We start from the raw sequence: 19,035 nt of genomic DNA on the forward strand, positions 1-19,035 counted from the left end.
TCGCCCCTCAATCCGTCGATCCGAGGAGGCTGCGCAGCAGGATGGCCTTGAGGCCGAAGCTGCCCGCGGTCGCGACGCACTCGCCGTCCGCCATGCCTTGGCGCACCTCCACCCAGTCGGTGCGCTGGATGCCGAGCGTGAGGGCCCGCCGCTCGAACCGGTCCGGGGCCTTGCGCACGAAGGCGATGGGGCCGGCTTCCGTCTGCTGCACGGCCGCCGCCGGGATGGTGACGCCGCCGCGACCCAGATCCGCCGCCACCGTTACGGAGACGAAAAGGTTAGCGCGCAGGAGATCCTCCGGGTTGTCGAGTTCGATCCGCGCCGGGGCCGTGTTCGTCGCCGGATCGACGGTCACGTTCACAGAGCGGACATGGCCCTCGAAGGGCGGATGGTCGGGCATCGGGCTCTCCACCGAGGCCGCGTCTCCCGCCTTCACCCGGGCGATGTCGGCCCCGTACAGGTTCGCAAGCACCACAACGCGGGTTGGGTCGGCCACAATGAAGGCGTCCCGCCCGGTATCGACTACCTCGCCCAGCGTGATGCCGACGCTCGTCACCACGCCGCCGATCGGCGTGACCACGGCACTGGTGCCGGGCGCGGCGCCCTCGGCCGGAGCGAGGCGCTGGTACTGCGCCCGGTACATGTCCGCGTTCGCTTGCGCCGACTTTACCGCCGCCTGGGCCTTAGCGAGATCGACCTGACGCCGCTCGACCTCGGCCTGGGCGACGCCGCCGAACTTCAGCTGCTCCAGCCCACGCTTCACCTGTAACGCCGCCACAGCCTCGGAAGCCTGAGACTCGCCGAGTGCCGCCTGCGCCGCCTGGAGCCCGTTGCGGGCGTCGAGGATGCCGGCAGCATCGAGGGTCGCGAGCGTTTGTCCTGCCGTGACACGGTCGCCGGGCTGGACGGCGAGGCTTAGCACCCGCCCCTGCGTGCGCGGCTTCAGATGCGTCACCCGCCGCTCGTCGAAGGTGACGGTTCCGGGCGCGCGCACCGGTAGCACGATCCGGCGCGTCACGGCTCGGCCGAAGGCGAGACCCATCCGCTTCTGTCCTGCTTCGTCGAGGGTGACGAGATCGGGGTTCGCCGGGGCGTCGCCGGATTTGTCCGCCTTCGCGTCGGAAGCCGGTGGAGGGGCGAGGCCGAAGGCGTCGAGGATGGGGCCGCGATAGGTCCAGCCCGCGAAAGCCGCAACGGCCAGCACAGTCAGGACGACGAGTGCTCGGCGCGCGGGGCTCCGGCGCACGTCTTGAGCAGACGAAGAGGCATCCTCAGACTCCAAGCCGTCGTTCTCGATAATGTCGGACGTCTTCGCGCGGCGCGCGGATGACTCAGTGTTCAGCGACATGGGCAGGCGGACCGCCAGCCGGTCGAACCGAATCCCGCGAGGGTGAGGGAATGGGTCATGCGTCGAAGCCCGAGGGGAGCACCTCGTCGCTCACGAAGCGACCGGTCTCGACCTCGCGGATCACCACGTCGAAGCCTTCGCCCCGCAGTTCCCGCAGTCGCTCGACGGAGACATAGGTTCGGGTCTCGACATCGTATAGCCGGCTCTGAGCGTAGCGATTGATCAGGCGGCGGGGCCGCCGCTTCCGGGGCATGAGGCGTTCCCTCAGCAGTTGGGGATCGCGTCGGATGCGGCGGCGACGCTGGGCGAGATCAACATCGGCAGGGCTCGGAACAGGATCGTCCCCGCCCGAATAGAAGCCGAGGTACGCGCTAGAGTCGTTCTAATAAGTTGGGTGAAGCCAATGGGGCGCCACTAAATTCGGGTTCACAGTCGTGTCCTTGCGCAGACCGCCGGGCCGACATGCGACAGAATGGAGAGCGCGGGAGGGACGGGCTGGCGTGGCGAGGCTGCTGCTGATCGAGGATGACGGGGACACGGCTGGGGACGTGCTCGATGATCTGCGCGGGCGCGGCCACGAGGTCGCCTGGGTGGAGACCGGGCCGGACGGCGCCCGGTCGGCACGGGAGGGCGGCTGGGACGCGATCATCCTCGACCGGATGCTGCCGGGCCAGGATGGGCTTGGCGTCCTTCGGGACCTGCGCCGGGATGGCGACCGGACGCCCGCCCTCGTCCTGAGCGCGCTGGGCGACGTGGACGAGCGCATCCGCGGCCTCCGGGCCGGCGGCGACGATTACCTCGCCAAGCCTTTCGTTCTCGGCGAACTCGCCGCGCGGATCGAGGCGCTGCTCCGCCGCCCGGTCGACGGCCGCGAGACGCTGCTGCGGGTCGGCAGCCTGGAAATCGACCTCGTCGCCGGGACCGGCCGGCGCGGCACGCGGAACCTCGACCTCCTGCCCCGCGAACTCAAGCTGCTCGCCTACCTAATGCGCTCGCCCGGCCGGATCGTCACCCGGGCGATGCTCTTCGAGGAGGTCTGGAACTACCGCTTCACCCCGAAATCGAACCTCATCGACGTCCATCTCGGGCGCCTGCGCCGCAAGCTGGAGGCCGCCGGGGAGGTGCCCCTGATCCAGAACGTCCGCGGCGTCGGCTTCACCCTCACCCCCGATGACTGACCTCCTGCGTTCGACCACCCTGCGGTGGGCGCTGGGGATCGCCCTGTGGTCTGTGCTCCTCGCACTGACGATGTTCGCCTTCATCTATTGGCAGACCGCCTCGTATCTGCGGGAGGAACTCGCCGAGACCCTGCGGCTCGAAGTCCGCGCGGCCGCCGCCGACCCCGCCGCCACGGCTTTGCGGGTCGACACCTGGACCGCGATGGATCCGCACGCGCGGCACTACGGCGGCTTCTTTGCGCCGAACGGCGTCCGCCGCGCGGGCAACCTCGATACGATCCCGAAGGGTTTGCCGCAGGACGGGGACGCCTATCGCGTGAACGCCACGGTGGTGGTTGGGGGCCGCAGCCTCGCCGATGAGATCTGGGCGTCCGCCCTGTCGCTGCCCGGCGGCGGCACGGTGGTGATCGCCCATGACACCGACGACATCGACAAGGTGCGGGTCACGACCTTGCGGGCCCTGGGCCTCGGGCTGTTGCCGATGCTGGCGCTTTCGGGGATCGGCGGCATCGTCCTCGCCCGCCGGGGCCGCCGGCGCTTTGCCGCCACGGAGGCGGCGCTCGCGGAGGTGATGCGCGGCAACCTCGGCAAGCGCCTGCCGGTCGGGAAGCGGGGCGATGAGTTCGATCGCCTCGCCGCGAACGTGAACCGGATGCTCGACGAGATCGAGCATCTGATGGGCGAGGTCCGCAGCGTCGGCGACGCCGTCGCCCACGACCTGCGCACGCCGCTCACCCGCCTGCGGGCCCGGCTTGAGCGCAGCCGGGCGCAGGCGAAGTCGGTCGCGGAGTTCCACGAGGCGATCGACCAGGGCCTCGCCTGGATCGACCAGACGCTCGCCATGGTCACCGCCGTGCTGCGGATCGGCGCGATGGAGGAAGGCCGCAGGACCGCCTTCGCCCCGGTCGATCTCGGCGAGTTGGCCGCGGCGGCGGTCGATTTCTTCGAGCCCGAAGCGGAGGAAAGGAGCATCCGGCTCGTCCTCGCAGCCGACGCCGAAGTCCCCCCCGTCCATGGCGACCGGGACCTTTGCTTCGAGGCCCTGTCGAACCTCATCGACAACGCCCTGAAGTTCACGCCTTCCGGGGGGGCCGTGCGCGTCGAAGTCGCCCATTCCAGTCAGGCGGTCGAGGTGGCCGTCGAGGATACCGGCCCGGGTCTGCCCGCGAGCGAGCACGGTAAGATCTTCCGACGGTTCTACCGCGCGGAGATGTCCCGCCAAACCCCCGGAAACGGGCTTGGCCTGAGCTTGGTCGCCGCTATCGCCAAGCTTCACGGCGCAAGTGTCAGTGTTCGCGCGGCGGAAGAGGGGGGTTGCCGTTTCACGATGAATTTCTCGAAATTGATCATCGGCGGCCACATGCCCTTCGCTGATTGAATTACTTTGGCGAAATGCCTGATTATTAATGATTGAATGCAAAACATACAGATTTCTGGCTCGTCGGCCGACAAGACTTGGGTGCCGAGACGGTCGGCATCACCCTGGATGAGATGCGCGACCGGCTTCGGGATGAGCACGATCTGACCGTCGGGCTCGGCACCCTGTGGAGCTTCCTCGACGCGCGTGACCTCACCTACAAAAACAGACAGCTCACGCCGCAGAGCAAGATCGCCCGGACGTGCAGGCTGCGCGCGAGGCCTGGTCCGAGGGCCAGCGCAATCTCGACCCTGAGCGTCCCCTGTTTCTCGACGAGACCTGTTTCTCGACGAGACCTGGACCTCGACCAACATGGCCCGCCGGCGCGGACGGTCTCCCCGAGGCGAGCGGCCGCGCTCGCCCGTGCCGCATGGCCACTGGAAGACGACGACGCTGGTGGCAGGCTTGCGTCTGTCCGGGATCGCCGCGCCCTTCGTGCTCGATGGGCCGATCAACCGCGACGCCTTCCAGACTTACCTCGAGCGCGTGCTCGTGCCCGAACTTGTTCCCGGTGACATCGTCGTCATGGACAACCTCGGCAGCCACATGGGGCCGGCCGTGCGGGCGGCGATCGAAGCGGCAGGCGCGCGACTGCTGTTCCTCCCGCCCTACAGCCCGGACTTCCACCCCATCGAGATGGCCTTCTCCGAACTCAACGCTCTCCTGCGCAAAGCTGCCGAGCGAACCGTCGAGGGTTTGCGGTCCGCCATCGGACGCCTCGTCGACACCGTCACACCCGACCAGGGCGCCAACTTCTTCGCCGCCGCAGGATACGAACCAGATTAAACCGGAAACACCCTAGCCGTAGCGACGGCGCTTGCTGCATCATTCGAGGATCGAGGGCGGTCCCGACCACAAACCGCCTGATCCATTCGCCGATCCGCTTTCATCCGATCACCTCGTAAAGGCATGCTGCTCACCGGGTGTGTCCGGGCGCATTGTGGCGCCCGGACACACGGGTTTCAGGCGTCAGCCGCGTAGTGGTCGGCAGCATAGTGACCGCGGAATTCTCGGTGGGTTGGCAACTCGGCGTGCGGCGTTCAGCGCCGTCCCTGTGCGGCGACGAAGGGCCGCTTCTCCGATTTGAACGCCGCAAGCGGCAAGGTCGCTGGCGGCCGGCCGCGGTCATCGAGAGATTCGCGCGTGTGCCTTAGACAGGTGGTTTGTAGACTTGCGCGAGTTCGCATGATCAAATTTATGATGTGGAGCGATATTCTGCCGACCTTCGAGTAAAGTACAAATATAGTAGAGTTCCCGGGCCGCTTACTTTCCCGATCGCCGCGTTCAGAACACATCCCTATAAACAAAACGAGCTCAGGTCACCGCTCATGCTCCGCGATGTGATAGCGGACGATCGCCACGTCACTCGTTCCGTTCATGTCGCGCGGCTATGTTCGAACACCCGGCGAGTGGTGGCGCGTGAGGGCATGAACAGCACAGGCTCCGCAGATCGAACATTGAGCCCTCTAACGCGGTGACAGCCAGCGACTGACGACGAGGGTCGCGATCTTGCCGTCGTCAAATGTGAGGACACGCGAATGCGGCGACGATTCTGAGCGCGAACCGAGCCGCAAAACATGCCTTGAGCGAGGGGTAAGGTCTGATTCAGCTTGCTCGATCTTTGGCCTGTTGCCGAGAACTCGCGAGGAACAGTCTTTCAACATCTTGGAGGCCAGAAGGCGACTGGGGCATGGGATGACGTACGAGGAGCGCAATACCCGTGTCGGGAATTCGATCGACGCCCGCGACCGAACTCCGGCCTGCCGCGGCCCTAGTCGCGTCGTTCGTTGTACTGACCTTGGTGATCGCGTTAAGCGCGACGCTCTTCATCGGCGACATGCACCGGCAAGCTGTGCAGGACGTCGAGCATAATCTGGTCGGGCTTTCAACGGTCCTCGCCGATCAAGCGGACCGCTCCCTGCAGGCTATCGAGATGGTCCAGGAAGCCGTCATCCAGGGCATGCACGAGGCAAACGTTGCCACGACCTCGGATTACGCTGCCGTGGCGAGTCGGCAGGAGCTGCACGTGGCGCTCAAGGCCCGGATCGCCGCGCTCCCGCAGGTCAACGCCATCACGCTCATTGACCACGCCGGCAAGCTCCTGAATTTCAGTCGGTTCTGGCCGATCCCCGAAGTTAATATCGCGGACCGGGACTACTTCAAGGCGCTCGCCGCTGATCCCAAGCTCCAACGATTTACCGGTCAACCGGTTCAGAATCGCGGCGACGGGGAATGGACAATCTACGTTGCCCGCAAAATTTCGGCACCGGACGGAACATTCCTCGGCCTTGTGCTCGGCGCGGTTGAACTTGGCTACTTCGAACGGCTCTATCAGAAGATCACACCGGCCGACGATGCTGTCGTTTCAGTGTTTCGCAATGATGGCATGCTGCTCGTGCGCCATCCCCATCGAGAGGCCGTCATCGGCACGGTATTGCCGGCGACGGGAGCCGCGCTGATCGCCGCAAAGAACCCGGCCGGCGGCGTCATCCGCAATGTCAGCCCCATTGATGGTCACGAGCGTATCATCGCGACGCAGGCTCTCGGCCGGTATCCCTTCATCCTGAGCATCAGTCGCACGGTGGAAGCGAGCCTTGCCCCTTTCCACCGACAGGCGCTGGTTGTCGGCACGGCGGCGACACTCCTGTTGGTCTGCATCGCGGCCCTGTTCCTGCTCTTCCTGCGGCGGGCTCGCGTCGAACGGCGCATCGCAAGCGCCGAGGAGCGCGCCCGCAGCGAGCGCGATTTGCGCGCGCATTACGAGCGCTTCGGCGTCGCGCTCGACAACATTGTTCAGGGACTTTGCCTGTTCGACGCGTTCGACCGGCTCGTCATCATGAACGAGCGCTTCGCCAGTCTCTACTCGGTCCCTCACCATCTCCGGCGGGTGGAAACGAGGGCCGCGGACCTTCGCCGATACATTCTAGAACAACGGGGGGAGGCGGCCGGCGCCTGGGACACTGTCATCACCCCTCCGACACCGCACGCGTCTCTGGACTACGCCGGCATCGTTCACTTGGCCGACGATCGCGACATCAGCGTCCGTCGCGTGCTCCTTTCTGACGGGGGATGGATCTCGACGCACGAGGACGTCACGGAGCGCCGTCGCAGCGAGGAACGACTGCGCTTTCTCGCGCGTCACGACGTTTTGACCAAATTGCCGAACCGCTTGCAGTTCGAGGAGATCGTCGAAGGGGGCTTGGCGATCTGTTCCGAGACGGGCGAGGAGGTCGCCCTTCTCTGCCTTGATCTCGACGGCTTCAAGCAGGTCAACGACCTGTTCGGCCATCCGACCGGGGACCGCCTTCTCTCCGAGGTCGCCGCGCGCCTGCGGGGACTGCCCTGCGAACGCTGCACCGCCGCGCGCCTCGGTGGCGACGAGTTCGCCGTGTTTGCGACAGGTCTCGATGTCAGGACGGCCGCCATGACCGCACAGGTCGTGATCGACGTGCTCTCTGCGCCCTATGCGGACGGCGAGCGGCGCATCGATATCGGTTGCAGCGTCGGGATCGCGTCGTTTCCGCGCGATGGAGGCACCTACGAGAAGCTTCTCTCCGCAGCCGATATGGCGCTGGTTCGCGCCAAGAAGGAGGGGAAGGGAACTTACCGGTTCTTCGAATCGATGATGGATGCGGCAGCGCGCGAGCAGCACCAGCTCGCGCTGGATTTGCGCGCTGCCATCGGCACCGCGCAACTCGAACTGCACTACCAGCCCCAGTTTGAGGTAGCCTCGAACCGCGCCTGCGGCTTCGAAGCACTCCTGCGCTGGACGCATCCGACCCGCGGGCCGATCTCGCCCGGGCAGTTCATACCGCTTGCAGAGGAGACGGGGTTGATCCTCCCACTCGGCGAGTGGGTGCTCCGCGAGGCCTGCCGCGAGGCCGCGGCTTGGGAACTCCCCCTCGGCATCGCCGTGAACGTCTCGATCGCGCAGCTCCAGCAAGCCAATTTCACGGACGTCGTCCGCGCGGTGCTTGAGAAGACGGGACTGAAGCCGGATCGGCTGGAGCTTGAGGTAACCGAGAGCCTATTCCTGAAAGGTTCGGCACGCTCGCAGGAGGTGCTGCGCGACCTGAAAGCGCTCGACGTGCGCATCTCGATCGATGATTTCGGGACGGGCTACTCGTCGCTGGCAACACTGCAGGCGTTCCCCTTCGACAAGATCAAGATCGACCGGTCATTCGTGGGGCAGATCGGCATGACGAGCACAGGCGGCGAGATCGTGCGCGCGATCATCAGCCTAGGCGAAAGCTTGGGCATCCCGGTGATCGCGGAGGGGATCGAGACTGAGGAGCAGCTTTCGTTCCTGCGGCAGCATCGCTGCGCGGAGATTCAGGGCTATCTGTGCGGCAGGCCGCAATTGATTGCGGCTTACCGCCCGCTCCTCACGTCCGTGGCGGATCTCCGCATGGTCTAGGGTTTGTCGTCGTCTGAGCTGATTGGGAGCGCATGCGTTTTGCTCCTCCCTTATGAGGAGGGACGATGCTGAGCGACGGGCATTGGGCAGTTCTGGAGCCGCGGGTCGAAGTCTGCCGACCGAACGCCCAGACGCCGTTTCAGGACCTTAAGCGAACACTCTCGGCAATCCTGTGGCGGGATCAGAATGGCGCCAAGTGGCGTGCAATCCCACAAGACCTGAGGCCGTGGGGACGCGCCGCTCAGATTCTCATCCCCGGCCCCGTCGCGACACGCTACGAGAAGACCGCAGCCGGCCTCGGCGGCATCCTCTGCCTCACCGCTGCCCTCGATCACCTCGGGTGCCGACAGACCCTAGTCGAAGCGCTCGACGCGGCGGTCCGCAGCCTCGTGATCGTAGATCTCGGGATCGACGTGGATCCACCAATCGCCTCGCTATCGGTGAACCTCGCGTCGGTGTCGGGCAATGCGAGCGCGAGTTCAGCTCGCAGCGATCGCGCGAAACGCTTGCCGGGCCCAGAGCCATCAGCGCCGCCGGTGCCGTCGTGACTGCCTCATTGGCGGTGGTCATTCACCTGTATCGCATCGATTGCAGACCTATTCATTGAGAACGCGTAGCAAGTTCTATTCATCCAAACCTATTTTTCGGAATTAAAAATATATCACTGATATTATTGTAGCCAATTTAGAATTATGCAAATCTGCCGAAATAATCATACTGTTTTTATGATCTAAAATTTCTCAACTTTAATATATTAAAACGTGCCTCTCAGATTTCATCTGAGAAGCACGCCGCGTCGGGATCATATCAGCGCCGGCTATAATCTTGCATACCTCTGATCTCTTTCTGTCGCTGCTCGTATGAGGTCATGAACGTATCGCGGGCTTTCTTCATGCCATGCTGCCGGTAGTCGTTGGCGACCGCGCGACCTTTTGTGTATACTTGCTTTCCGTAATAGGCAGTCATCGCACCAGCGCCCGCGGCCGTCCCGCCACTGTGTAGCAGCGCGGCCGTTCCGCCGCCGGCGGTGAGCAGGCCTACGCCGACTGCTGCGCCGATCTTGGCTTCCTTCGTGCGCGCGGCCTTGGACACGTCATCGGCCAGCGGCTTGAAGACTTTCAGTGGTGTATTCTCGATGACCTTTCCAGCCGCGTGATAGTACTTTGAAACCGCTACTCCGACGGGCTTGGCGACCTTCATGTACGCCTTCGGCGCAGCCTTCGCGGTCTTGACGGCGTCCTGGCCGACGCTTTCAGCGGCGCGACCAATGCCCTTGGCGCCCCGTTCCACGGTCCTGCCAACAGCCTTTGCACCCTTCTCGGCCGTCCTGCTGACGGTCTTGGTGGCCTTCTTGACTTCCTTCACGGCGCCTTTCGCGAGCTTGACGGGATTGAGGTCACTGAAGCCGAAGGCGGATGCCGGAGCAGTTACAGTGAGCGTCAGCGGAATGGCGAGGCTCAAAGCGAGGAGAGGACGATGGAATGTCATGGACGTTCTCCGCAGTAGCAGCCCTGATTGGCGGCCCGGGAAAGAAAATCCTTTTCGTCGTGATCTTCTGTGACCAAGTTCACATGCGGCTGGAGGAGCACCGCAGAGCACAATCTGCAGTCGCGACGCAGAGGCGGATCACGGCACGTCGATCCAGAACTACATCGAGCGATTGCAACTCACGCGTCTGGGCTCGATCAGGCACATGCCAGTCAGCGTTGCCGATGTCGCGGGCTGACGGTCCGGAACATCAGCAGCGAACGCGTCCGAGCAGACCTGCGACAGGCGGTCTCAACCGGTGGCTTCAAGCTGCCGATCGACAGTCACAGTGCATTGGCCGAGGCGCCGGCGGCCCTGGCGCGGATGAGGAAGAACGAGCATTTCGGCAAGAGCGTTCTGAACGTCCGAGCGGCGGATCATCCTGCGCGGATCCGATTCCGGATCGGCAGCGTACGACAGGCAAGATGCGCACACTGCCACGATCAAGAGGCGCGCAAGCTATCTCTAGCTGGACGAGCAACAGAATCCTCTGCTGAAACCGGGTCAGGAGCCGGCCCGATCTTCCGACAAGGCCACGAGCTCGAATGCTGCAACCTCACGCAGAAAACCCTTGAGGGGCAGATTGCCCAGGGGCCGCGCTTGCGCGACTGCTTGGACAGCGCTGAACACGGAGCGGCTCACCACGATCTGCCCCGCTTTGGCCACGTCGCAGAGGCGGGAAGCCAGATTGGTCACGCTTCCGAGGGCCCCGTATTCGAAGCGTCCCTCGAAACCGAACTGGCCGAGCGTCGCGTAGCCTCGGGCGAGACCCAATCCGAAACCGATCGAATGGCCGCGTGACTCCCACTGGCGCGACAGGCTGCCGACGCGTTCGCGGAGAGCAAAGGCCATCCGCACCGCGCGCTCGGTGTGCTCTGGGCAAGGGTACGGATCATTGAAGTAGGTCATGATGCCGTCGCCGGCGAAGTGCTCCAACGTTCCTTCATATTGGAACACGGCTTGGCCGACAGTCGCATGATACTCGCGAAGGACCGCGACCACCTCTTCCGGCGCGGCCGTATCCGTGAAGGCCGTGAAGCCGCGCAGGTCACAGAACACCACCGTGATCTCGCGCCTGTGCGGCTGCAAAAGCGCGTGGTCGTCGCGATCTGCGGCGACAAGATTGGCGATCTGGGGTGAGAGGAACCGACGCAATCGACCGATCCGCTGGAGTTCGGCGGCCTTGACGGCGACCTGGCTCTCGAGATCACGGTTGGCCTCGGCGAGCGCCGATTTCTGATCCGCAAGCTCGCGCGCCTGCGCTCGCACTGTGTCGGTCAGCGCTTTAAGGCGCAGCATCGAGCGGACCCGCGCCATCAGAGCCGCATGCTCGTAAGGTTTCGTCAGATACTCATCCGCGCCGGCATCGAGCCCCTCGACGACGTCGCGCGTCTCCACACGCGCGGTGAGCAACACGACGGGGACGTAGCGCAGAACCTCATCCGTCTTGAGGCGACGCAGAACATCCAGTCCACTGAGACGCGGCATCATCACGTCGAGAAGGATAAGGTCCGGTGGTTGGGCAGCGGCTCGCGCCAGCGCAGTCTCGCCGTCCGGTGCGAGCCCAACCTCGTAACCCTGCGCCTCCAGGCGGACGCGCAGGATCTCCAAGTTCTCAGGATTGTCGTCGACGACGAGGATTTGCGCCGGCACGGCCTCCGCTCCGCCTCAGACGTCAACGAGCATTTGGCGAACGAGGCTCAGGACCTTGCGCGGGCTGAACGGCTTGGCGACATAGCCGTCGCAGCCCGCGGCGAGGGCTCGATCTTCGTCGCCCGAAAGGGCGTAGGAGGTCACGGCAACGACCGGGATGTGACGCGTCGAGGGATCAGCCTTCAGGCGCCGGGCGGCCTCGTAACCATCCATCACGGGAAGCTGGATATCCATCAGGATGAGGTCGGGCTGCTCGGCTTGCGCCACCTCGACGCCTCGCTGCCCATCCGGAGCCTCGACGATGCCATAGCCGGCAGCCGAGAGAAGGTCGCGCAGGATGCGACGATTGTCCTCCGTATCCTCGACGATCAGTATCCGCTTCATGAGGCCTTTTTCCTCTCGACAGCCGTGCGGATCGGAAGGGTCACCTGAAACACCGCACCCTGTCCCAACTCCGATCGCACCTCGATCCGGCCACCATGCAGGAGGACGAGTTGGCGGGTGATCGAGAGGCCCAGTCCCGTACCGCCCTGCTGGCGCGTGCTCGAGCTGTCCACCTGCTGGAATTCGTCGAATATCCGTGCCTGATCGACTGGCGCAATACCAGGACCCGTGTCGGAAACCTTGATGACGAAGGTGTCGTCGACGGCCTGCGCAGACACCTCCACGAAGCCGGATTGCGTGAACTTGATGGCGTTGCCCACGAGATTCATGAACACTTGTGTGAGCCGCCGCTCGTCGCCCTGTCCGATCGGCAGTGTCTGCGGGACGTCGGTCTGCAGGGCGAGGCCCTTTGCCTGGGCCAGCGAGGAGGCTGCCACCGTTACGGATTCGATCAATGCACCCAGCGCGTAATCCTGGATATCAAGCGTGAGCAGGCCAGCCTCGATCTTCGTGAAGTCGAGAACGTCATTGATCAGGCTCAGCAGGTGGCGGCCGTTGATCTGAATACGCTCCAGGGCCTCGCTGGCCTTCTCGCTGAGCGGACCGTACAGCCCGTCGGCCAGAAGCTCCGAATAGCCTAGCACGGCGTTCAGTGGCGTGCGGAGCTCGTGGCTCATGTTGGCGAAGAACTGCGTCTTATGGAGATCTGCGGCGGCGAGCTGTCGGCCTTTCTCGTCGACCTCTTGGAAGAGACGCGCGTTGCGGATCGCGAGAGCGGCCTGATGCGCGAACGTGTGCAGGACATGCTCGGAGCTGCCCAAGGGAGCGGCGTCCCGAGCGAGCAGGAGGAGGAAGCCGAGGCGGCCGTCGCTGTCGGCGAGGTTGATGAGCGTGGCGGATTGAAACCCTTCCGCAACGCCTGTGAGAAGTCCGCTGATCGTGGTCAGGTCGCGGACCAGGATGACTTCGGCCGCAGCGTCGCCGGCTTTGTCCAGGGCATTGGCGGGGAGTATGTCGCTGACCGCGCTGGGCGGCAGACCGTGGTCACCAGCGCGGCGGAACGTCTCGCCCGGCGCCTCGACCAAATAGACGGCGCTGGCGTCGGAACCCGCGAGCGTCGCGGCCCGCGCGGCGATCGCCCGCACGACGTCATCGATCTGAAGGGAGGCGACGATGGCGCGCCCGGTTTCCTCGAGAGCCCGCAATTCGCTGACGGAGCGGGCGAGATCTCGGGTCTGTCGCTGGATCTCGCTCTCGAGCCGCGCATACGACGTCGAGAGTGCATCGGCCATGGTGTTGAAGCGCGTCGCGAGCGCCTCGAACTCGTCGCCCGTGCGCACGGCGATGCGGTGCTCGAAGCGGTTGGCCGCGAAGTGCTCGGCCCCGGCATGCAGCGCGCGGATCGGCACGAGCATACGGCGGGCCAAGAGGAGACTGGCGCAGATCGCCACGACGAGGCCGAACGCGAGGAGCCAGACGAGCCGGATGAGCAGGTCGCGCACAGGCGCCAGCGCCTCGCTCAGGGGCTGCGCGACGATGAGCGAGGCGGGTAGCACAGCGAGGGCATATTGGGTGGCCAGGACCGGCTGTCCCGCGCCATCGGAGACATAGGCCACCGAACCGGGTGTCGGCAGGGTCAGGCGATCGCCCGTCGCATGCGGGCTCTTGTCGGAGCGGGCCACGCTGATCCCGTCCGGCGTGACGAGGTCAGCGTAGCTTCCGACACCGGCGGCCGCGGACGGGAGGCTCCCCGTCAAGGCGGTCAGCCGGACACGGGCCAGGGTGGCGCCGGTCCCCGCGCCCGGATGCGGCAGGAGCAGGTTTGTGTAGATCTCGCCCCCGACGATCTGGAGGTTCTGAAATCCCTTGTGCTGCGGGACCGGCCCAAGATCAGCCGATGCCATGGGATCAGCGCTGTCCGGCCGGCTGGTTCGGACACGCTCGCGGCCCTCGTCATCGAAAAAGGCGAGCGTCAGGACGATCGGTGTCTGGTCGAGAAGCGCAGCGTAGTCCTCGCGGTGCTGGGCGAGGCTCTGCGCGCTTGCCCGTGTCACCCAACCCACCTGTCGCTCGATCTCTGCCAGCGTGTCTTCGACGGCCGCCGTCGCGCTGGCCGCGAAGGCGGCCTGGACGCGGGCGACGCGCTCGACGGTTTCCCGATACAGAAACCAGGTCTCCACGGCCGCGTTGATGGTCAGAACCAAGGCGACAAGACTTACGAGCGTCAGGACGTATTTGCGGAACAGGCTGCCTCGCCAAGTCAAGCTCGGCGCCGACGAGAGTGCGCCCTCCGTCCGCATCGGCAGACTCCGCAATGCCGGGCTGGCAGGGACGGCTTGTCCCCACAATAGGTGACGTGAATCGCCATCGAATGCTCTATAGCCAGCATGGTCGAACAAGGAAAATTGGGCAACTGAAAACAAGCCGTTGCGCGATGACCTGCGTTCGCGTGAGAATCTGGCGCTCTTACGTTCTCGGGGTGGCGGTGATGTCGAAAGGCTCCGGTTTCGGTCCGCTTCTGCGCGTGAACCCGCTGTTCGCGGACCTCGGCCCGGAGGTGATTGACAGTCTTGCCGAGATGGCGACGGCGCGCATGCTGCGAGCGGGCGAAATCTTATTCCAGGTCGGCGATCCTGGTGACACGCTCTACGGAATCAGGCGCGGGGAAATCCGAATCGAAACCGGGACCGAGGCCGGACGACGAATCGTGCTCAACAGTCTTGGGGCCGGCGACTTGTTCGGTGAGATTGCCCTCCTCGACGGAAACGAGCGCACGGCCGATGCAGTGGCCGTCGTGGCGAGCGAGGTTTTCGTCCTGCGGCGTTCCGATCTTCTCGCCTACCTCACGCGCGAGCCCGACGTAGCCATCCGGTTGATCGGTCTCCTCTGCAGCCGGATCCGCTACATCGCCGGCCAGATGAACGAACTGGCCACGCTGTCGCTGGGAGTCCGGCTCGCCCGCCGACTGGCGGTGCTGGCCGAGGATTTCGGCAACGAGATCCAGATCTCCCAGGAACAACTCGGCGCTTTCGTGGGTGGCACGCGCGAGAGCGTGAACCGCCAATTGCAGGTTTGGCGCCGCGCCGGGTACATCGATCTGCGCCGGGGCTGTGTCGTGCTCCTCAATGCCGAGGCGCTGACCCGCATGGCACAGGAGCCTTCCTCCGGGTGATCCGAGGATGTGCCGGACGGACCCCGCGTCCCGATGGCGAACAAGCTCGCGCGCCCGGTCACGGCAGCCCGCGCACCACCCGGAACCCGTTGGCATAGTACCGGACATCGGCATCGTACCGGAACCGCGCCGAGGGCTTCACGTAGCTGGCCGAACTATCGAAGGAACCGCCCCGGAGCACCCGCTGGCTGCAGGTCCCGGTGAGCCAAGCCGTTCCATCCTGCGGGGCGCCTCGGTAGGAATCATTCCAGCAATCCTCGACCCATTCGGCTGCGTTGCCCGCCATGTCGAATAGGCCGAACCCATTGGGCGCGAAGCTCGCGACGCTGGACAGTTCGTGGCCGCCCGTCCGGCTGCACTCGCGGCAATTGGCCTTGCTGTCGCCGACCTGAGGCCCCCAGGAGAAGGCGGTGCTTGTGCCACCGTGCGCGGCGTACTCCCATTCCGCCTCGCTCGGCAGGCGGTAGGTCCGCCGCGTCAGCGCGCTGAGCCAAGCGACATATTCCTGCGCGTCGAACCAGCTCACGTTCGTGATTGGCTGCGTGCCGGCCTGCTCGTCCACGACCTTCGGCCGGTACTTGCAGGCCCCCGCCTCGACACAGCTGCGCCACTCGTTGATGGTCGCCTCCCGGCGTGCGATCGCGAATGGGCGCGGGATCGTCACCCGATGAACAGGACGGTCGAACGGCTGAGCGCCGGCGCCCATCTCGAACGTCCCCGCCCGCAGGATGACGAGTTCGGGGCACGTCTCACAATCCCGCAGGCTCTGTCCCGCCGTCTGACGGCTCTCCTGCATCGGCGCCTGAGATTGCGGTGGCGCTGGTGGGCCTGGAACAGGCAAGGCCGCCGCGGTCTGCGGAACGGCCGTCGGGGGCGGTTTCGTAGATGGCGCCGGCAGGGGCGGCGCGGCTGGATCGGAAGGCGGACGACGCGCGACGAGAGGCGGCTCGCCCTTGCTGGTCCGGTCCGGCACAATCGACGCCGGAGCGTTGGCCGGCGCGACGGCGAAACGAAACTCTTCGATCAAGGACGAGGAGATCCATGGAACGCGCTCCGCCTTCGATGCGCGCGATACCCCGATCCGGGTATGGGTGAACGCCTCTTCCGCTGTCAGGTTCGGCGCGCGCAATTCCTTCCCGAGTTCACTCACGAACAGGCTGACATCACCGTCATCCTCGCGCACCACTTTCCCCGGCGGGGCCGAGAAAAGGATCAAGCTCCCTTCCGGAGCGTCGACCGGCGCCAAACCCGCCGACGAGGCTCGGAAGCGGCGCTCGAAGGGATTTTGCCGAGCCGCGTCAACCACCGCGATCTTCACGCGCACGCCGCGACGGTTCAACTCGCTCAGGATCGCATCGAGGCTGATGCCATCACGACGGACTTCCGTCTCGGACCAGATCTGCGCGTTGACGGGAATAAGATAGCTCTGGCGCTCGACCTGGATGCCGTATCCGCCGAAGTACACGAAGGCGGCCGCACCGGCGTTGAGCTTGGCATAGAAGGTGTCCAAGGTCGCCTGGACGTCCTCTCGCCTCAGATTTTCGCGCAGGTCGACGTCGAAATCGCCTCGCCGCAACTCTTCCGCGAGGAGGCGCCCATCCTTCACGATCGTCGGCAAGGAACCCTGGGCATCGGGGTAGCGGCTGTTGGCGATGAGCAGGGCAAACCGCCGCCCGGCTCCGATCGGGTTCTGGGCCAGGCCGGGCCGCACCGCCAGCAGCAGTTCGCTCAGCGCGAGGAATGCCAGAAAGATCAGCACGCCGCTTCCGCCGATGCGGCTGCGTAACCCTGCCCGAGGCGTCAGCTCCGGAGGGCTCCCAACATAGATCCGTCCTGACATGAACGATGACCTGTACGCAATGATCGGACGAGCGAGAACTGCAGTGTAGGTAGAAATGGCCGAAGCGCAATCATCGCCGATCCCGAAGTTTCGTTCATTCCTGGGCCCTAACGCCTAAACAAGATATCAATAGGTTTCAATTGCCATTCCAGCGACGCCGTTGTATGGATCAAGCGTCGTGCCGCTCGAATCGAGAAGACATCGCACGCCCTCGAAATGCGAGTTCTGATCAGCGCGTTGCGCAGGAGGCAATGTGATTGATGCGGTGAAATCAGTTGCGGGCGGCCTACCTCGAGCGGCTCTTGTTCTGCTGCTGACCGCGTCCACCGTAACGGCGCAGGAGCGCAAAGGCGGCCCGACGCCATCGCCGTCAGGCGCAGCGGTCTACTTCGTCGACGTCAAGAACGGCAGCACCCTTCCGCCCAAGGCGACGATCCATTTCGGCCTGCGGAACATGGGTGTGGCACCGGCGGGCCTGGATCGCCCGAACTCCGGACACCATCATCTTCTGATCGACGCGCCGATGCCGGCTGCGGACCGGCCGATCCCGAACGACTTCAACCACATGCATTTCGGCGCCGGGCAGACCGAGGCTGAGATCGAGCTGACGCCAGGCGAGCACACGCTCCAGTTGCTGCTCGCCGATAAGGACCACATTCCGCATAATCCCCCTGTTGCGTCCGAGGTCATCAAGATCCGGGTAGCATCCCAGGTCGCCGAGCCGGTTGCCGCGGCAGAGGGAGGGGCCATCCAACAGCGCCCGTCACCACCGGGAGCGCGCGTGTACTTCGTTCAGCCGCGCAACGGCGACGTCGTAGCACGCAAGACCCTCATCCGCTTCGGCCTGACCGGAATGGGCGTGGCACCGGCGGGTTTCGACAAGGCCAATACAGGTCACCACCATCTGCTGATCGACACCTCCCTGCACGCGCTCGATGAACGGATCCCGAATGATTTCGAGCACCTGCATTTCGGCCTCGGACAGACGGAGGCGCTGGTCACGCTGCCCCTCGGCACGCACAGTCTGCAACTTGTTCTCGCCGATGCAGACCACGTCCCCCACAAGCCACCCGTCATGTCCAACGTGATTCGGGTGACCGTGACGCGGACCGGACGCAAGCCGCGACCACGGCGCCACCACAGCCGGTAGATGATTGCTCGCCGGGCCGCGCGGCCTGAGCGCGGTCGACGGTCGGTGATGCGATCCGCGTCACGCGGCAAGTTCGGAATACGCGGTGCTTCATCGGATCGCGCCGCCGGCCTAGCGGTTGGCGGTAGAATTTGTGACGGGCTCTCCGCGCTTGGGCAGGCCGTCGAGAGCAGCTCGCCGTGCGAGAAGAAGATCCAAGTCGCGCCAGATCTGGCATTTGACGCGTAATTCGGTGGAGCGTCTCATGGCGGCCTCCCGTCAGTTCGCCTTCTGATGGCGAGTATCGCCGCGCGCGCGGCCACCGGCTGTGACGAAGATCACGAAGATGCGCCTCATTCGGCCGGAGGGGCCGTGAATAGACCGGGATGCTCACCGACATTTGACCGAATCGGCTGAAATTAAATTTTCCCAGCGAGCCCGATCGCGCGACTGTCAGACGAAGTCGTGCCCCGCCAGGTGAGCCTGGCGGGGCACGCTGTCATGGGCTTATGGCCGTTGAGTTTGGCCGATTACGGAATTCAGTGGAACATGCCCATGTCGAGAACGTGAGCATCGACGTGTCCACCCATGTCCTGGTGAACCGGCATCTGCTCGTGGCCATGGTCCGCAGGTCCGCTTCCCCCGTAGAGGTGGTCGTTGCCGGCCCCGCCGTGGATGGTATCGTTGCCCTTGCCGCCGTAGACGGTGTCGTCACCCTTGCCGCCGTTGAGGTGGTCATTGCCGGCCCCGCCGTGGATGGTGTCGTTGCCCTTGCCGCCGTGGATGGTGTCGTTGCCCTTGCCGCCGTAGAGGTGGTCGTTGCCGGCCCCGCCGTGGATGGTGTCGTTGCCCTTGCCGCCGTAGACGGTGTCGTCACCCTTGCCGCCGTAGAGGTGGTCGTTGCCGGCCCCGCCGTGGATGGTGTCGTTGCCCTTGCCGCCGTAGACGGTGTCGTCACCCTTGCCGCCGT

General features: G+C 65.0%; 14 protein-coding genes and 2 pseudogenes. 8 read left to right on the forward strand and 8 right to left on the reverse strand.

Features of this window, described 5'->3' with window-relative positions; genetic code table 11:
• Window positions 1-7: 7 nt before the first annotated feature.
• Entirely contained in the window at window positions 8-1,348 is a 1,341-nt protein-coding gene (locus CIW48_RS20925; RefSeq protein WP_149312489.1) for an efflux RND transporter periplasmic adaptor subunit, read from the reverse strand.
• Window positions 1,349-1,403: 55 nt separating this feature from the next.
• A complete protein-coding gene (locus CIW48_RS20930; protein ID WP_091777698.1) occupies window positions 1,404-1,601 on the reverse strand; it encodes a polyhydroxyalkanoate synthesis regulator DNA-binding domain-containing protein in 198 nt (65 codons plus the stop codon).
• A gap of 247 nt (window positions 1,602-1,848) precedes the next feature.
• Between CIW48_RS20930 and CIW48_RS20935 the strand changes: the two genes are divergently transcribed.
• From CIW48_RS20935 to CIW48_RS34140, 5 genes and pseudogenes are all read left to right on the forward strand, one after another.
• A complete protein-coding gene (locus tag CIW48_RS20935; RefSeq protein ID WP_149312490.1) occupies window positions 1,849-2,526 on the forward strand; it encodes a response regulator transcription factor in 678 nt (225 codons plus the stop codon).
• Window positions 2,519-3,904 carry an ATP-binding protein gene (locus CIW48_RS20940; RefSeq protein WP_149312491.1) on the forward strand — a complete coding sequence of 462 codons (1,386 nt, stop codon included), beginning with the start codon at window positions 2,519-2,521 and terminating at the stop codon, window positions 3,902-3,904. The genes CIW48_RS20935 and CIW48_RS20940 overlap by 8 nt, the downstream gene beginning before the upstream one ends.
• A 98-nt stretch (window positions 3,905-4,002) precedes the next feature.
• A pseudogene (locus CIW48_RS20945) lies at window positions 4,003-4,729 on the forward strand (IS630 family transposase); the annotation flags it as partial.
• 934 nt (window positions 4,730-5,663) lie between these two features.
• On the forward strand, window positions 5,664-8,360 hold the full coding sequence (locus tag CIW48_RS20950; RefSeq protein WP_149312492.1) for an EAL domain-containing protein: 2,697 nt from the start codon (window positions 5,664-5,666) through the stop codon (window positions 8,358-8,360).
• A gap of 65 nt (window positions 8,361-8,425) precedes the next feature.
• Window positions 8,426-8,614, forward strand: a pseudogene (locus CIW48_RS34140) (transposase); the annotation flags it as partial.
• Between the two features lie 553 nt (window positions 8,615-9,167).
• Here the strand turns inward: CIW48_RS34140 and CIW48_RS20960 are convergent.
• From CIW48_RS20960 to CIW48_RS20975, 4 genes are all read right to left on the reverse strand, one after another.
• Complete coding sequence (locus CIW48_RS20960; RefSeq protein ID WP_149312494.1) at window positions 9,168-9,848, reverse strand: hypothetical protein; 681 nt, start codon at window positions 9,846-9,848, stop codon at window positions 9,168-9,170.
• Between the two features lie 543 nt (window positions 9,849-10,391).
• Entirely contained in the window at window positions 10,392-11,540 is a 1,149-nt protein-coding gene (locus CIW48_RS20965; RefSeq protein WP_149312495.1) for a response regulator, read from the reverse strand.
• A gap of 15 nt (window positions 11,541-11,555) precedes the next feature.
• Window positions 11,556-11,924 (reverse strand): response regulator, encoded by a 369-nt coding sequence (locus CIW48_RS20970; protein WP_091777687.1) that lies wholly within the window; start codon window positions 11,922-11,924, stop codon window positions 11,556-11,558.
• Entirely contained in the window at window positions 11,921-14,347 is a 2,427-nt protein-coding gene (locus CIW48_RS20975; RefSeq protein ID WP_207105492.1) for a HAMP domain-containing sensor histidine kinase, read from the reverse strand. The genes CIW48_RS20970 and CIW48_RS20975 overlap by 4 nt, the downstream gene beginning before the upstream one ends.
• 65 nt (window positions 14,348-14,412) lie before the next feature.
• Here CIW48_RS20975 and CIW48_RS20980 point away from each other — a divergent pair, with 65 nt between their 5' ends.
• On the forward strand, window positions 14,413-15,096 hold the full coding sequence (locus tag CIW48_RS20980; protein ID WP_149312497.1) for a Crp/Fnr family transcriptional regulator: 684 nt from the start codon (window positions 14,413-14,415) through the stop codon (window positions 15,094-15,096).
• 58 nt (window positions 15,097-15,154) lie between these two features.
• Here CIW48_RS20980 and CIW48_RS34145 read toward each other — a convergent pair whose 3' ends face one another.
• A complete protein-coding gene (locus CIW48_RS34145; protein WP_246695349.1) occupies window positions 15,155-15,892 on the reverse strand; it encodes a formylglycine-generating enzyme family protein in 738 nt (245 codons plus the stop codon).
• Window positions 15,893-16,183: 291 nt separating this feature from the next.
• Between CIW48_RS34145 and CIW48_RS34150 the strand changes: the two genes are divergently transcribed.
• Both CIW48_RS34150 and CIW48_RS20990 read left to right on the forward strand, forming a co-directional pair.
• Entirely contained in the window at window positions 16,184-16,882 is a 699-nt protein-coding gene (locus CIW48_RS34150) for a hypothetical protein (RefSeq protein WP_246695350.1), read from the forward strand.
• A gap of 307 nt (window positions 16,883-17,189) precedes the next feature.
• Window positions 17,190-18,086 carry a DUF4399 domain-containing protein gene (locus CIW48_RS20990; RefSeq protein ID WP_149312499.1) on the forward strand — a complete coding sequence of 299 codons (897 nt, stop codon included), beginning with the start codon at window positions 17,190-17,192 and terminating at the stop codon, window positions 18,084-18,086.
• Window positions 18,087-18,604: 518 nt separating this feature from the next.
• Here the strand turns inward: CIW48_RS20990 and CIW48_RS20995 are convergent.
• Window positions 18,605-19,035: calcium-binding protein (locus CIW48_RS20995; RefSeq protein WP_149312500.1), on the reverse strand; the 431-nt coding region annotated here is incomplete at its 5' end.

It is taken from the genome of Methylobacterium sp. P1-11 (assembly GCF_008329595.1).
Classification (GTDB): domain Bacteria; phylum Pseudomonadota; class Alphaproteobacteria; order Rhizobiales; family Beijerinckiaceae; genus Methylobacterium.